This is a genomic window from Natronospirillum sp., assembly GCF_022565775.1.
Lineage (GTDB): Bacteria > Pseudomonadota > Gammaproteobacteria > Pseudomonadales > Natronospirillaceae > Natronospirillum.
The window spans coordinates 1-14,733 of record NZ_JAIUMC010000081.1 but is presented as its reverse complement, the minus strand read 5'-3'; the positions used below and the strand labels follow the sequence as shown (position 1 = coordinate 14,733).

General features: G+C 58.1%; 16 protein-coding genes. 7 read left to right on the top strand and 9 right to left on the bottom strand.

Translation table 11 applies throughout. From position 1 onward, the window contains the following. The 6 genes from LAT62_RS12985 to LAT62_RS12960 all read right to left on the bottom strand — a co-directional run. The coding region (locus tag LAT62_RS12985; protein ID WP_293384600.1) for a flagellar hook-basal body complex protein at positions 1-2,102 on the bottom strand (2,102 nt) is incomplete at its 3' end. 29 nt (positions 2,103-2,131) lie between these two features. Continuing rightward, a complete protein-coding gene (locus tag LAT62_RS12980) occupies positions 2,132-2,881 on the bottom strand; it encodes a flagellar hook assembly protein FlgD (RefSeq protein WP_293384597.1) in 750 nt (249 codons plus the stop codon). Positions 2,882-2,896: 15 nt separating this feature from the next. After that, positions 2,897-3,337 (bottom strand): flagellar basal body rod protein FlgC, encoded by a 441-nt coding sequence (flgC, locus tag LAT62_RS12975; RefSeq protein ID WP_293384593.1) that lies wholly within the window; start codon positions 3,335-3,337, stop codon positions 2,897-2,899. A gap of 2 nt (positions 3,338-3,339) precedes the next feature. Next, on the bottom strand, positions 3,340-3,738 hold the full coding sequence (gene flgB, locus LAT62_RS12970; protein ID WP_293384590.1) for a flagellar basal body rod protein FlgB: 399 nt from the start codon (positions 3,736-3,738) through the stop codon (positions 3,340-3,342). Between the two features lie 232 nt (positions 3,739-3,970). After that, positions 3,971-4,792 (bottom strand): protein-glutamate O-methyltransferase CheR, encoded by an 822-nt coding sequence (locus LAT62_RS12965; RefSeq protein WP_293384587.1) that lies wholly within the window; start codon positions 4,790-4,792, stop codon positions 3,971-3,973. A gap of 55 nt (positions 4,793-4,847) precedes the next feature. Continuing rightward, on the bottom strand, positions 4,848-5,798 hold the full coding sequence (locus tag LAT62_RS12960; RefSeq protein WP_293384602.1) for a chemotaxis protein CheV: 951 nt from the start codon (positions 5,796-5,798) through the stop codon (positions 4,848-4,850). A gap of 137 nt (positions 5,799-5,935) precedes the next feature. Here LAT62_RS12960 and flgA point away from each other — a divergent pair, with 137 nt between their 5' ends. From flgA to LAT62_RS12940, 4 genes are all read left to right on the top strand, one after another. Then, positions 5,936-6,673 carry a flagellar basal body P-ring formation chaperone FlgA gene (gene flgA / locus LAT62_RS12955; RefSeq protein ID WP_293384584.1) on the top strand — a complete coding sequence of 246 codons (738 nt, stop codon included), beginning with the start codon at positions 5,936-5,938 and terminating at the stop codon, positions 6,671-6,673. A gap of 69 nt (positions 6,674-6,742) precedes the next feature. Then, positions 6,743-7,057 (top strand): flagellar biosynthesis anti-sigma factor FlgM, encoded by a 315-nt coding sequence (gene flgM / locus LAT62_RS12950; RefSeq protein WP_293384581.1) that lies wholly within the window; start codon positions 6,743-6,745, stop codon positions 7,055-7,057. Positions 7,058-7,104: 47 nt separating this feature from the next. Continuing rightward, positions 7,105-7,566, top strand: coding sequence for a flagellar export chaperone FlgN (gene flgN, locus LAT62_RS12945; RefSeq protein ID WP_293384578.1), 462 nt, complete (start codon positions 7,105-7,107; stop codon positions 7,564-7,566). A 77-nt stretch (positions 7,567-7,643) separates the two neighbouring features. Then, positions 7,644-9,068: a hypothetical protein gene (locus tag LAT62_RS12940; RefSeq protein ID WP_293384575.1), complete on the top strand. Its 1,425-nt coding sequence runs from the start codon at positions 7,644-7,646 to the stop codon at positions 9,066-9,068. Between the two features lie 19 nt (positions 9,069-9,087). Here the strand turns inward: LAT62_RS12940 and LAT62_RS12935 are convergent, their stop codons facing one another. Continuing rightward, entirely contained in the window at positions 9,088-10,899 is a 1,812-nt protein-coding gene (locus tag LAT62_RS12935; RefSeq protein WP_293384572.1) for an ABC transporter ATP-binding protein/permease, read from the bottom strand. 90 nt (positions 10,900-10,989) lie between these two features. Here LAT62_RS12935 and LAT62_RS12930 point away from each other — a divergent pair, with 90 nt between their 5' ends. Then, positions 10,990-11,538, top strand: a complete 549-nt coding sequence (locus LAT62_RS12930) for a hypothetical protein (RefSeq protein WP_293384568.1) — start codon at positions 10,990-10,992, stop codon at positions 11,536-11,538. On the opposite strand, the gene hda is transcribed toward LAT62_RS12930, so the two are convergent. Next, positions 11,513-12,229, bottom strand: a complete 717-nt coding sequence (gene hda / locus LAT62_RS12925; RefSeq protein ID WP_293384565.1) for a DnaA regulatory inactivator Hda — start codon at positions 12,227-12,229, stop codon at positions 11,513-11,515. The genes LAT62_RS12930 and hda overlap by 26 nt on opposite strands. Continuing rightward, the gene (locus LAT62_RS12920; RefSeq protein WP_293384562.1) at positions 12,222-13,304 is read right to left on the bottom strand and encodes a DUF2066 domain-containing protein; all 1,083 of its coding nucleotides are present in this window, start codon (positions 13,302-13,304) and stop codon (positions 12,222-12,224) included. The genes hda and LAT62_RS12920 overlap by 8 nt, the downstream gene beginning before the upstream one ends. Before the next feature lie 149 nt (positions 13,305-13,453). Between LAT62_RS12920 and purM the strand changes: the two genes are divergently transcribed. Together purM and LAT62_RS12910 are read left to right on the top strand one after the other, a co-directional pair. After that, positions 13,454-14,503: a phosphoribosylformylglycinamidine cyclo-ligase gene (purM, locus tag LAT62_RS12915; RefSeq protein WP_293384559.1), complete on the top strand. Its 1,050-nt coding sequence runs from the start codon at positions 13,454-13,456 to the stop codon at positions 14,501-14,503. Beyond that, the coding region (locus LAT62_RS12910; RefSeq protein ID WP_293384556.1) for a formyltransferase family protein at positions 14,500-14,733 on the top strand (234 nt) is incomplete at its 3' end. The genes purM and LAT62_RS12910, both read left to right, overlap by 4 nt.

The window sequence follows — 14,733 nt, the reverse complement described above, 5'->3', positions numbered from 1 at the left end:
GTCACCGTGGGGGCATCCCCCGGCGGGTCATTCACATCCATGCCCAGCACGGACGCCACGGAGCCGACGTTGTCGGTCATGCCCAGGATCGCGGTACCGTCGCTGGCAAAGGGACCGTCCGCGATCAGGCGAATACGGCCCGGGTCATTGGGTGCCTCTTCTACCCGGACACGACCCGCCAGCGTCGAATTGTTGCGGATCGCATTCTGGAACGAACTGATCAACTGGTTCATGTTGTTGACCGTGCGGTCTGTCGGGAAGGGCTCAATGGTTTCGGTGACCGGGTCTCCGTTGTTGATGTTGGGCCCCTGCAATGAGATATCGACCGTTTCCGGCGAACTGGGAGGCAACTGATTGAAAATGGACGGCGATACGGTGCCGCCGACCAGATTCAGCGTATCAGCGATATCGCTGCTGCCCTGGTCATTCACCGAACTGATGCGGGTACCCGTCGTCGAGATCAACTGCAGCACGCCGGCGTTATCAGGATCTTCCTGAACCTGCACCCGGCCACCCAGGATCGAATTGTTGTCCAGCGAGTCCTGAAAGGCGCTGATCAGTGCATCCAGCGACGAGAAGTTGGCGCCGGTTGGGAAAGGCTGCAGTTGCACCGTGGTCGGCGTGCCATTGTTGACATTTGGATCCTGAATCTGGATCTGAATGGTGTCATTGGCCGAAGGGATTTCCTGGAAAATCCGCTCATTCTGGGCCCCATTGGTCAGATTGAGCTGACTGCCCACCGTATCGGTGGCGTCCGTAATATTGAGCACGCGATGATCGCCGTCAGCGAAAGACGAGAACTCGATACCGCCCCCACCGAAAGGATCTTCCTGGACCAGAATCTCTCCGGCACCCACCTGAGCATCAATGGCCGCCTGCAGATCATTGATCAGGTCAGTCTGAGAGCCGTAGTTGCCAACGGGGAAGGTAAAGGTGAAGTTGACCGGATCACCCGTGGACAACTCTTCCAGACTGAAGTCGATTTGCTCGGTGCCGTCATTGTCATTCAGCAGCAGACGCAGATCTATGGAATAGTTGGGGTCTCCGACAGCGTCCAGCAGGCCCAGATCTTCACCCAGAGAGCCACCGGCGTCTTCCTGAATCTCGGTGATTTCGGTGCCATCTGTGGTGTACAGCTCCAGTTGGCCCGGGTTGGCGTCGGAATTCCGCACCAGCACACGGCCCTGCAGTGTAGTGCCGTTGATGGCCGCCTGCAGATCGGAAGCCAGATCATCAATATTGCCCGAGAAACTCGACAAGGGTCCGACTGCAATGTCTTCACTGGTGCCGTCCGGCAAGTTCACACTGATGACGATGCTGTCACTGGTATTGCCCGCACCAAAGTCTGGACCGGCATTGGCTTCCAGCGCATTGATTTCCGGTGTCGGTCCGGTGGAATAGATAAAGGAGTTGGGTACCGGATCCGTCCCCGTGTAACGGTCTGCCACATTGACCGAGCCCAGCAGCTGGGCTGCTGTTCCCTCGGTGCTCGGCGGTCCGAGGGTCGACAGGATAGAGGCTGTGGATTCCGGCGCGCCGGACTGCACCTGGCCGATGGCCAGGCCATTGGTGCGGGTCAGGCTGCCCAATTGCTGCAGGACTTCCGCCCCGGCGGGCACATTGACCCCGGCGTCGACACGCTGGGTAGCGCGCGGCGGCTGGGCCTGCTGGTCGATACGGATATCTCCCAGCACGCCGTCCGCGGTGCCCCGATCAGTGACGCCAAACCCCTGCAGGCGGGCGCTCTGATTGTTGACTACATAGCCTTCATCGTTGATGCCGAAAATGCCGTTGCGGGTATAGGTGGTCTTGCTGCCCGGGTAGTCGGTGATAAAGAAGCCTGTGCCGTCAATCGCCAGATCCAGTGCATTCCCCGTCTGGCTGATATTGCCCTGGGTAAACTTCTGCCCTATCTCTGCCACATTGACGCCACCACCGATGGGGGTGCGCCCCATGCCGAGCATGCTCTGCGTATACGCATCGCCAAACTCAGCACGACTGAGCTTGAAGCCTGTGGTGGAGGCATTGGCAATATTGTTGCCAGTGACCTTGAGGTCCTGATTGGCGGCCGAAACGCCGCTTAAGCCTGTACCGAAAGCCATGTTGTTATCCTCACTTCATGTCGTGCTGATCAAAACACTTCATTGATACGCTGAACCTGGTCCAGCGTTGCCTTGTTGCCATTGTCCAGGTTCAGTTGAACCCGGTTGCCGTCGAGAATGGCGACACTCTCGACGCGTGAACTCATGGACACGTCCAGTGACTCGTTCTGTCCCAGTACTGATCCCATCAGACTGAAGCGGTAACGGCCTTCCGGATGCGGCAAGGGATTGCCGTCCTCATCCACCGGGAACTTGTCATAGTCGATGTCCATCATCCGACCATTGACCTCCAGGTCCATGCCGTTCCATTTGAAATTCAGCTCTCCGTCGGGCTGGAATCCCAGGTCGACAGACTCCACTTCTTCACCACCCTCGGTCTCTATGCGCAATCTGAGGTTGTCCGAGCCCGGCTGTATCTTGGCCGAGCCATAGACCAGATCCCCATAGCGCAGCATGCTGGAGGTTTCGCCATCCACCGTCACCGCACCACCGACCAGGCTGGAAGCCTGCAGGGCCTGGCTGGAGCGCATTGAGGCGGACAGGGTCTCGAATCCGTCCGCCATATTGGTGATGCCCTCAACAGTCGAGAACTGCGCCAGCTGCGCGATGAACTCGCCATTTTCAGTCGGCTCCAGCGGGTTCTGGTTGTTCATCTGGGCGATCATCAGCTTCAGGAATTCGTCTTTCCCCAGTTCCTGGGGATCACGATCTTCCTTCTGCTTGTTGCTGATGGCGTACTGATCCAGCGCCCCGTTGGTAATCTGATTGATATCAGCCATGATGGTTTACCTGCCTTAGCGACCCATGGTCAGGGTCTTCTGGACCATGCCTTTGGTGGTGTTGAACACTTCCACATTCACCTCGAACGAGCGTGACGCGGAGATCATGTCGGCCATTTCTTCGACCACATTGACGTTGGGGTAGAACACATAGCCTTCTTCATTGGCCATTGGATGCGTCGGGTCATAGCGCATTTCCAGCGGGTCCTGCTTTTCCACGATCGCCGCCACGTTGACCCCGCTGCCGGCGTCGGCCACGGTGCGCATCTGGCGATAATGCGGGTCCCATTCCTGCTTCTGGATCTGCTGGAATATGGGCTTGCGGGCCCGGTAGGTGTCTTCAATGCTGGAGCTGACACTTTCCGCATTGGCCAGGTTGCTGGCTGTGGTATTCAGACGCACCGACTGGGCGTTCATGCCCGAACCGGCGATATTGAAGATATTGCTGAAAGCCATGATCATTCACCTCTCAGGGCATTGCGCAGCCCCATAAACTTGCCGTTCAGGAATTCAAAGCTGGCATCATACTTGAGTGCATTCTCGGTAAACTGGGCATGTTCGTAATGCGGGTCCACCGTGTTGCCATCAATGGCCGGCTGATGGGGTACCCGGTAATCCAGTCTCTCTTCAGCCGACGCGCGGCCTGCGAGATGACGTTCGTTGGTCCGGCTTACCGACAGGCTGCGCCGCTGCTCGACTTCGCCGCGCAGCACTGCCTGGAAATCGAAATCACGGGCCTTGAACCCGGGGGTATCGGTATTGGCCAGGTTGTTGGCCAGAACTTCAGACCGATCGGCGCGAGTGGTCAGCGCCAGCGGGTGAATGCCCAGTGAATTGTCAAAGCCCAGTGCGGACATGTTGCTCTCCTGCCAATACTCTTGGTGATCCCGACTTCAGGTTCACCGGTGTCTGTTGCAACTAAGCAGATACAACAACCGTGCCAGGAGATCCGGAAATGGGGTGAGCGGCCTGGAAAATTACAACGAGGCCAGTAGTGACGGGCCTTCAGCAGGCACATCAACCAGGGTAGAGAGGGTTCACGGGGACACCAAAAGTGGCAGCGGGAGGCAAAGGCTTGCCAGGCGGCAATCACCGCTTGCGATAGACGATGCCCGGTCGACAATGCACCATTTCGTAATAGTCATTCAGACCATTGACAGCCTCGGAAGCCCCGACAATCAGATAGCCCCCCGGCAGTAGGGATTGATGAATCTTGAGCAAAATCTGGCGCTTGAGATCACCGGAGAAGTAGATCAGCACATTGCGGCAGAACACGAACTGGAACTGGCCGAGCAGACTGTAGGACTCGAGCAGGTTGAGCGGCCGGAATTCAACCCGCGCGGCAATGGCGGATTTGACCTTCCAGCGACCGTCCTTCGTCTGATCGAAATACTGCTTGAGCTGCGCGGTGTCCAAACCCCGACCCAGCGCCAGCATGGCATATTCACCTTCCCGCGCGTCGGCCAGAACCCGGGAGGAAATATCTGTGGCGGTGATTTTTTCACCATTGAGTGCGCCGGGCCGGCGCTGCTTGAACTGGTCGAGAATCATCGAAATGGAATAGGGTTCCTGCCCTGTCGAGCAGGCTGCTGACCAGATGCGCAGCGGCTTGGTCGGCCGGCTGTCCACATACTCGGGCAGCAGACGGTCACGCAATATCTCGAAAGGATGCGTATCGCGAAACCAGAGGGTTTCATTGGTGGTCATGGCATCAATGATCTGGCCACGCAACTTGCCCCGCACATCGCGCTCGACCAGCTTCAGCAGCTCGCCCAGGTCATTGACGCCAGTGTCACGCACAATGCCCCGCAGGCGACTGGTGACGAGGTATTGCTTGTTGGCACCCAGTGCAATACCGGAATGCCGTTCCAGAAAATCAGTGAATGCCTCATAGCCGTCGGTGACCGGCATAGGGTAAAACTCCTTTGTCTACTTCACCATACTCTTACAGAGTGCTGTTCGCTGACTACTCTTCAAGAGCTGGTACCGTGCCACCACGGGAAATAATCTGATCGATGACTTTCTGCGCCAGCTCATCGGGATGGAACTTGGCCTGAAAGTCATTGGCACCGACCTTTTTCACCATATTCTGATTGAATACACCGCTCAGGGAGGTATGCAGAATAATGTGCATGGTCTTCAAGGTGTCATGTTCACGGATACGGGTAGTAAGTGTATAGCCATCCATTTCAGGCATCTCGATATCCGAAATCAACAGTGCATATTCATCCAGCGGGTTGCGACCGTCCTGCAGCATCTCCTGCAGGTGGTCCCAGGCCTGCTTGCCATCTTCCAGCGTCACGGTTTCGATACCGATCTGCTGCACACAGCGCTCTATCTGCTTGCGCGCAATCCGGGAGTCGTCACAGATCAACACCTTCAGATTGACAGCTGCCTGCCGGGCTTCATCGGTAATAATGCCTTCGCCTATATCTTCATTGACAGGAGACACCTCGGCGAGAATCTTTTCGACATCAATGATCTCGACGAGTTTTTCATCCAGACGTGTCACGGCCGTGAGGTAATGAGCGTGTCCGGACCCTTTCGGTGGCGGCAGAATGTCTTCCCAGTTCATGTTGACAATGCGATCAACCGAGTTGACCAGGAAACCCTGAGTTCGCCCGTTGTATTCGGTCACAATGACAAAGGCTTCATCGATCTTGTCGAGCGGGGCGCCGCCGATGGCCATACCCAGGTCGAGAATGGGCGTGGTGCCGCCCCGGATGTGTGACACACCCCGCACCACGGCTTTGCTCTTGGGCATGCTGGTCAGGCGGGGACAGGGCAGTACTTCCTTGACCTTGAACACATTGATGCCATAGACCTGCTTTCCAGACAGGCGAAACAGCAACATCTCAAGGCGGTTCTGCCCCACCATCTGAGTACGTTGATTGACGTTGTGTAGAACTCCGGCCATGTCGTTGTGCTCCCGACTGTTCAGTGTGATGTCACGCATGGGTGGCATACATGTTGCTGCTTACAACAGACCACCCACTGATCCGACAACTTAGTGACGCCTGTTGTGATCCAGTATAGTTCACGGAGCCGGCTTCAATGCCCGAGTTGATGTCCAGATGCCAAATCTTCCTGCTCACCGGCGCCCTGCTGTCCGGCGGATCGCTGGTTGATGCGTCAACCAACGCCGAAGATGCTCTGCGCGACCTGCTCACTGAAACCGTGACTACCGCCATTGTAACTCAGTATAACGGCGCGACCCGAGAAAATATTAATGTGGATGTGACTCTGCCCAGTACGCTGCAGTCGCTGTCCCCCTGCACCCAGGACCCGACTGTAGAAGCCAGCCGGGACCGCTGGCTGGGTACAATCCGCCTGTCTGTGCGTTGTCACGACAGTCCGGGCTGGGCACTCAACGTACGCGCGACCAGTAGCCTGGATCTCCCGGTTGCTATGCTGAGGCGATCATTGCCGCGCAATCATGTGCTGACTGAGAACGACATCACATTCCAGAGCAAGGATATTGCCGGCATGCGTCAAGGTTTTTTCACTGATGCCGATGCAGTGGTCGGCTCGGCACTGGTCAGAAATCTGAATGGCAATCAGGTACTGACGCATCGCAATGTTGAGGTGCCCGCCATGATACAGCGCGGCGATCAGGTGACCATTCTGATTCGCGGCGGCGGTCTTGTGGTGTCGATGGAAGGCACTGCGATGAGCGATGGCGTTCACGGACGTCAAATTTCTGTCAGAAATAACAGCTCTGACCGAACAGTAAGGGCCTGGGTCGTGGACCGGGGCGTTGTGGAGGTGCCTTTTGTTTCACGGCATCAATAAAAAAGCTAAAGTTTATAAAACAGTGGCCGCTACCCCACTCAGCGGAACTGTAATCTGAGGGTGAATCTGATGGCAATCAACTTTAACAATGGGGTCGGACCGTCACAAAACGGCACCAACAGTACCCGGGAACGGGACAATGTGACTCCGATGGGGCGGACGCTGACCAGCGGCACCGAAAGTGCGGCAGCGGCAGACGGTGATTCGGTTCAACTGAGCAGCCAGGTACAATCCTTGCAGTCACTTGAAGCGAGAATCAGGGAAATGCCGGAAGTGGACGACGCGAGGGTAGAGAAAATCAAGTCTGCCATCGCCAACGGCGAATATGAGATCAACTACGAGCGCCTGGCTGCTGCTATTCAAAGGTTCGAAGGAGACTTCTGAGCCCCGGTTGAAGCACAGTCATGGACTTTGCACTGGAGATGACTGTGATGAACTGGCACCCCGAGCAACTGCATGAACTGCAGGACCGTCTGGATACACTGGCGGTTGCCGCCCGGCAAATGCTTGCCGTCCTGAGCGGCGAATATGACAGCCTCGCTGCCAGAAACGCCCCTTCCCCCGAGCTTTTGCATGAGAAGGCCCGTCTGGCGGGCATTCTGGAGTCTGAAAAAGCGACATTCGATGCATTTCGGGCTACTCTGCATACAGAGCACCTTGAAGAAGCGTTGCGTCTGGCGACAGACCAGCGCTGCTTCAGGCGCTGGGCGGACGTGCGCCACCTGCTGGAGCAATGCGATTACCACAATGAAGTGAATGGTCGCCTGCTCAACAGGCTGCACGCCCGTAACCGATTGTTCGACCGCATACTTCGGCAACAGGTGACGGACCCGACCTATTCACGGCATGGACAACTGGCAGACGGACGTCAGGGCAGCCTCGGCAAAGCCTGACCCGCCAGGGCCACAGTCAGCCAGTCCCTGCGGCGCGGTGAAAAGGGAGGCAGCGGAACTGCCGTTGAACCATTGCCATGTATATTGAGCCTTTAGCGCTGTTCATCATCGGCGAAGTGGTGGTGGTCTTCATCATCATCTCGGTCATCCTGTTCCGGCGCAGCCGGCTGCTGCGGATCATGCTCGCCATCCTGACCGAGCGACGCCTCAACCGGTTGCGTCTCGAAAGCGAAGAGCACAAGGAACTGCTCGCCCTGCGCAAGGACTACGGCAAGCTGCAGGCCGAGTTGCTGCAGATGCGACGCGAAGGGGGCAAGACCTACGCCGAACAGGTACAAAACCGACTGGACGATCTCGCCAATGCTGTCCCCGAGCAGGCTGATGATGACTACGCTGAGTCGTCCGACGGCCAGGACACCGAGGCAGACCCTGAGGGCACCCACCGCACCCGCGCCATTCGCCGCGCTTTTTACGAATTCGAAGCCGCCCGCGCTGCACCCCTTGAACACGATATAATCCAAGCCGAAGAGACCCTGCTGGAACAACTCAAGATTCAGTTGGGCAGAGACCCGGGTGAAGAAGAAAGCGAACTAGGAAAGACCCAGAACGCCGAATTGCTGCAACGCGTGCGCGAACTGGAAGCCGTTGCACAGGAACACCAGGCTCTGCAGAAAGCCTTTCAGGCCAAAGAGGAAACGCTGGCCGAGCGCGAGCGCCAGATTGAAGAGCTCAAGCGCATTGATGACACCAGCCGTCTCGACCCAGGCGACCGCCCGGCCGGTGGGTCCGACGTGCAGGACGAAATCTATCGGCTGAAATGCGAACGCTTTGATATGGCCGAGTCCATCAACAACCTCAAGCTGCGACTGCAGAAGCTGGTGGATGATGGTGACACCAACGAGCTGCTGAAGGTGCAGGCTGAGCAGATCGAAGCCCAGGCGCGCTATATTTCAGATGCGGAAGAAAATATCCGCCTGCTGGAGGAGGAGCTCAAGGGTCTCGACGGCGCCGCCCAGTCAGATGCCCCCGCAGAAATGAGCACCGAACAGGTCGAGCGGCTGGCAGGCTATGCCACCGAACAGAAAGCCAGCATGGCCGATATCAGAGAGAATCTGCGTGCCTTGCGTGCGACGGAAAAAGCCGAAGAAAAGGAAAGGCTGCTGGCAGAGCAGGAGGCTCAACTGCAACGCATGGAGCGTTCAGTGCAAGAGGCGGAAACCTGCGTAACCATCATGGAGGACGAACTGGCGCAGGCGAACGAACGTATCAACACCCTCAATACCGCACTGAAGGACGCAGAGAGCAACGACCGATACAAGCGCCAAGCGGCGGAGCTGGAAAAAGCACTGAAGACCTTTGTCACTGATACGGAAGACATGATGGTCTGCATCACCAGCCTCGAGAAGCACAATCAGGCCATGCGCAAGATGCTGATCGAGCGAGGGGCGACCGAAGAGGACATACCGCCCCCCGATCCGCCCAAGGCGCCTCAGTTCCGATGATTCCAGCACCCCTTGGCCATCAAGTGTCGTCAGGCCGTTGCTCTTCCTGCTGCTGCAGATGCCACAACTGCGCATAGTACCCACCCTGCGCCAGCAAACCGTGATGGGTACCCTGCTCGACAATGCGGCCCGCATCCAGTACCACTATTCTGTCTGCATCGGTAATGGTGGACAGGCGATGCGCAATCACCAGGCTGGTATGGTCTGCACTCAGCTCACGCATGGCGGACAGAATCACCTGTTCGGCTCTGGAATCCAGCGCTGATGTCGCTTCATCAAACACCACGATAGGCGAGCCCTTGAGCAGCACCCGCGCGATGGCAATGCGCTGCTTTTCGCCACCCGACACCTTCAACCCGCGTTCACCCACCACCGTCTGGTCACCTTCGGGCAGGCTGTCGATAAAGCCGCGCAGATGCGCCATATCAATAGCCTTGTCAACGGCGTCTGCCGCAGCTGCGGGATCTCCATAAGCAATATTGTCACGGATGCTTGCATTGAACAGCACCGTATCCTGAGGCACCACGGCAATGGCACGGCGCAGGCTGTCCTGAGTAACCGATGAGATCGACTGGCCATCGATGCGAATCTCGCCGCCCGTGCAGTCATAGAAACGAAACAGCAGGCGGGCCAACGTGCTTTTTCCGGCCCCGCTCGAACCGACCACGGCCACCCGCTCACCGGGTTGCAGCGTGAAAGTGACATCCTGCAGCACCGGGCGTTCGGGATGGTAGGCGAAGCGCACCGCATCGAACTCGATACGGCCCTCGGACACCACCAGATCCTTGGCCTGCGGGTGATCACGCACGGCCGGTTCCTTCTCCAGCAGACCCAACATGTTTTCCAGATCCGTCAGCGCCCGCCGTATTTCACGATACACGAAACCCAGAAAATTGAGTGGGATGAACAGCTGCAGCATGTAGGCATTGACCATGGCAAGGTCACCGACCGTCATATCACCAACCACCACGCCCTGCGCCGCCATGATCATCATCACGGTAATGGCCAGTGCAATGATCAGCGCCTGACCCGAATTCAGCGCCAGCAGCGTTGTTCTGTTCTTCAGTTTGGCGTTCTCCCAGTGACGCAGAAAGTCATCATAGACCTCTGCTTCATGGGCTTCATTATTGAAATACTTGACCGTTTCATAGTTCATCAGGCTGTCGATGGCGCGCGTATTGGTGGACGAATCCGCCAGATTGGCCTCGCGCACGAAGCGTGTGCGCCACTCGGTAATAAGCACGGTAAAGCTGATATAGATCGTCACTGCCACCAGCGTGATCAGCGCGTACCAGGCAGAAAAGGTGATGGTAAAGATCAACGCCACCATCAATATTTCGAACAGCGTCGGGACTATGTTGAACATCAGAAAGCGCATCAGAAAGCTGATGCCGGTAGTGCCCCGCTCAATATCCCGACTGACGCCCCCGGTCTGGCGATCCAGATGAAACCCCAGGTCGAGCTGATGCAGGTGTTTGAACACCCGCAGACCAATGCGGCGCATCGCATGCTCTGTAACACGGCTGAATATTGCGTCGCGCAATTCGCCGAAGAACACACTGCCAAAGCGCAGCGCGCCGTAGATCAGCAGAAATGCCAGCGGCAACACCAATTCGGGCTGCAGGCTGCGATCCACGCCGTCAATAATGTGTTTGAGCGCCCAGGGCATGGCCAGTGTCGCGCCCTTGGCCGCCAGGAGCGCGATCAGCGCCAGTATCACCCGGCCCTTCAGCGCCCAGAGATAGGGCCACAGGTAGAGCACGATACGCTTCAGATCAAGAGCACCGAGTGTCTTGGGCGGGTGCGGACTGAGAGAACGGGAGCGCCGCATGAAAAAGCCTGTTGGGGATTTGGGAAAACCGACCCGGCATTATACAATGCGCGTCCGATCCGGCAATGACAGACTGCAGTGGAGCACTGAATGCAATTCCCCGCAATGATCGCCTTCGAATACAGCGATCACGACACCGATGGCTTTCCGACCGCCATCGCATGGACACTGGAATCAGCACAGTACAAGGCAGCCCTGATTCAGCCAGATGATCAGTGGCTCGCCACGATGAAAGAAGACAGTACGGCACTGGAACGCCCGGTCAGCGAACTGCTTGAAATGGGTGAGAATCTTGCCGATGTGATTCAGGAACTTACCGCAGATTGTCCCAACGGCCCAGTGATGGCGGAAGATCCGGACATGGCTCTGGCCATGCTGGAGCAACTGTTTTCAGCAGTGGGGCATGACAACCCCTACCAGGTGGAACCCATGGTCAGCTTGTTCGGGCCCTGGCCGGCGGAAGACATTGACCGTACGCGCCGGCTCTATATGGATCGTCTGGACCTGTCGCCGCATATTGCCGAACAGAACATACTGCTTTGGCGAGCCACCTACGCACACCTGATGCAGGAAGCACAGATCATGACCAGTGATGATGAGCCTGAAGAGATGCCTACCAGCCCATCACCTCGCGAATGAAAGGTTGCGTCAGCCGCCGTTTTTCGGCCAATGCCTGCTGATCCAGTGTCTGTATCAGGGCTGAGAGTCCCACCCAGTCACGCGGGCCGCGCAATGCCAAATAGCGCGCCGTATCAGGGCTGATCTGCAGCCCGCGCTGGCGCGCCAGCCAGTGAATTGCCTGCTGCCAGTGCTGGTCTTCCGGCAACCGCCAGTTGGCTTGCATCCCCCAGGCCAGCCGTGAGTGCAGATCCGGCAGAGTCACCGCACGCAGTTCAGGCAAGGACAGATGACTGCCGAGGGCAATCCGGTGACCCAGATCACGCGACCGGTTGAACAGATGGAACAGTGCCTCGTCCCAGATCGCTTCACCCAGAACCGCCTCAAGGTCATCAAGGCACAGTAGCGCCATATCGCTCATGCCGTCGAGCACGGCAGGATCGTGGCCCTGCAGTTCCTTCAGGCTCAGATAGAACACTGCTTGTCCGGTTTCCTCGCTCTGGCGGCAGATGGCCTGCAGCAGATGGGTCAGACCGCCACCGGGTGGCGCCTGCACAAACAGCGACGACTCCTGGCCGGTAAGCCACTCATGATGCAGCCAATCCATTAGCCACTCATTCGGTGTCGGATAGAGCGCCTCCAGTCTGGCATCTTCCGGCAGCGTGACCTGCAGTGGCAACTGCCTGGGCTTTGCAGACGCGGGGTCAGTCACGCCAGATAAACTCCAGTCGCGGCTCTTCACCAGGCAGCGTTATGGTGCTGACCTCCTGCAACCGACCATCCAGCGCCAGCAGATCAAGCCAGCGCGATTGTTCAGCCGCGGAATAGAGCCGGTATCGCGCCGTACTGCCATTCAGGCTGTCCATGTAGAGGGCTTCGGTGCCGATAATCTCGCGCAGATACCGGCGTACGGCCACATGAGCATCCATGCTGCCCATGTTGAGCACTGAAAACTCATGCGCCTGCGGCTCATTGTCCAACCGGACACCGTAGCGCTCACTCATGATGCGACTGGCCAGCGCTACGCCTTCCTGAACAACGGCCGCCTGGTCATCGCCAAAAAACGTCGCGCTGTGGCGCTGCCCGCCCAGTATGAAGTGCCAGCGACCCACCCAGTTGCCGGTATCCGGTTGAATCCCGATATAACCCGCCAGAATCGCATCGGCGTTGTAGCGCTCACCGACGGCGAGCAGTTCTTCGGTAAAACCACCCCAGACATCATCCGCAGTCACCACGCTGATGTCTTCGAGGTCCAGCAAGGGCCAATGCAGCGGCAGCCCGAAAGAGGCAGCCCGCTTCCCCAGTTCGGCTACGGCCAGTGCTTCGGAATGTTCACCCTGCAGGTCGATTCGCCCGCCTTCCGGCGCCGCCAGCAGTACCAGGCTGCGTGGGCGCTTGTCGGTCCAGACCGGGATTCCGGCATCAGTCAGTATATCTCTCACCAGCGAGGGTTCGAAGGTCAATTCAAGATTGTAGGTGGGCTGCGGGTTGCCGATCGCATCAGGGATGGTCTCGTCACTGTCGCCCAGGCTGAACCGGCTGAGCAGGTCAATTGGCCTGGCCTTGGCCCGCTCAATGGCTTCATGCCCCGGCAGTTCGGAGAGGCCGGATGAGCGCCGCAGCACTTCCTGCAGCGCATCAGCAACGACTTCAATCTGCCGGGCCTCATCAGCCGACTGGGCAATGATGCGTTCAGCATAATAGAGGTCGACACGCTCTGTCGCCGCCAGGCTGCCGGTCATCCAGCCAGCCAGCAGCAGGGGCAAAAGAGTTCGCAACGCTTTCATTGATACACCGGCTCCCTTTCGAAGAAAGCCTATTCTGACAAAAGTGACCGGCTTTGGGCACCCGTTCCTGTGTCTGCGCAGTAAAAAGGCTGGTAGAATCCGCTTCCAGTCTGATTGTCCCCTTACTGGTCGCAGGAGGCCCCAAGCTGATGAGCGGTAAATCCCTCAGTTACAAAGACGCCGGTGTCGATATAGATGCCGGAAATGAGCTGGTCGAGCGCATCAAGAGTGCTGCCCGCCGCACCCACCGACCCGGGGTAATGAGTGGCTTGGGGGGCTTTGGTGCCTTGTTTGAACTGCCAACCGGATATCGGGAACCCGTGCTGGTATCGGGCACTGACGGCGTGGGTACCAAGCTGCGCCTGGCCATGGACCTGCAACAGCATGACACCATCGGCATTGATCTGGTGGCCATGTGCGTCAACGACCTGATTGTGGCTGGTGCCGAACCGCTGTTTTTCCTCGACTACTATGCCACCGGAAAACTGAATGTGGATATTGCCGCAGATGTGGTGGCCGGCATCGGTCGCGGCTGCGAACTGGCAGGCTGTGCTCTGGTCGGCGGAGAAACCGCTGAAATGCCCGGCATGTATGAGGGTGATGACTACGACCTGGCCGGCTTCTGTGTCGGCATAGCCGAGAAGTCCGAACTGATTGACGGCAGCCGGGTTGGCCCGGGCGACGTGCTGCTGGGTCTGCCCTCCAGCGGGCCCCATTCCAATGGTTACTCGCTGATTCGCAAGGTGCTGGAAGTCAGCGGCCAGTCGACGACACAACCTCTGGGCGAACAGTCACTGGGTGAAGCACTGCTGGCGCCGACGCGGATTTACGTCAAGCCCATCCTGCAGGTGCTGAAGGCCGGTCCTGTGCATGCCATGAGCCATATTACCGGAGGTGGGTTTATCGAAAATATCCCTCGGGTATTGCCGGAAGGCATGCGCGCCGTGGTAGACACGGAAAGCTGGGCCTGGCCCGAGGTGTTCCACTGGCTGCAACGCCACGGCAATATCGAAACGCGGGAAATGCTGCGCACCTTCAACTGCGGTATCGGCATGGTACTGGTGGTTCCGGCCGAGCGGGAAGCCGCAGTCATGCAGCAACTGACCGAAGCCGGTGAAACACCGGTGCGGATCGGCCAGATCGAAGCCGGCGATGGCCCGGCCGAAGTGGTTCTGAAAGGCCTGGACAGCTCCGCATGACGTGTCGCACGGTCGTACTGGTTTCCGGCAGCGGCACCAACCTGCAAACGTTTATCGATCGCTACCCACCGGGGACCGGGACTGCTGTCGAGCTGGCCGGTGTATTCAGCAACCGGCCGCAAGCCGGCGGCCTGGAGCGAGCCCGACGTGCCGGTATCGAAACGGCTGTTCTCGACCATACCGGATTTGCCGACCGCGCCGCCTTTGACCGGGCCATGCTGGATGTTCTC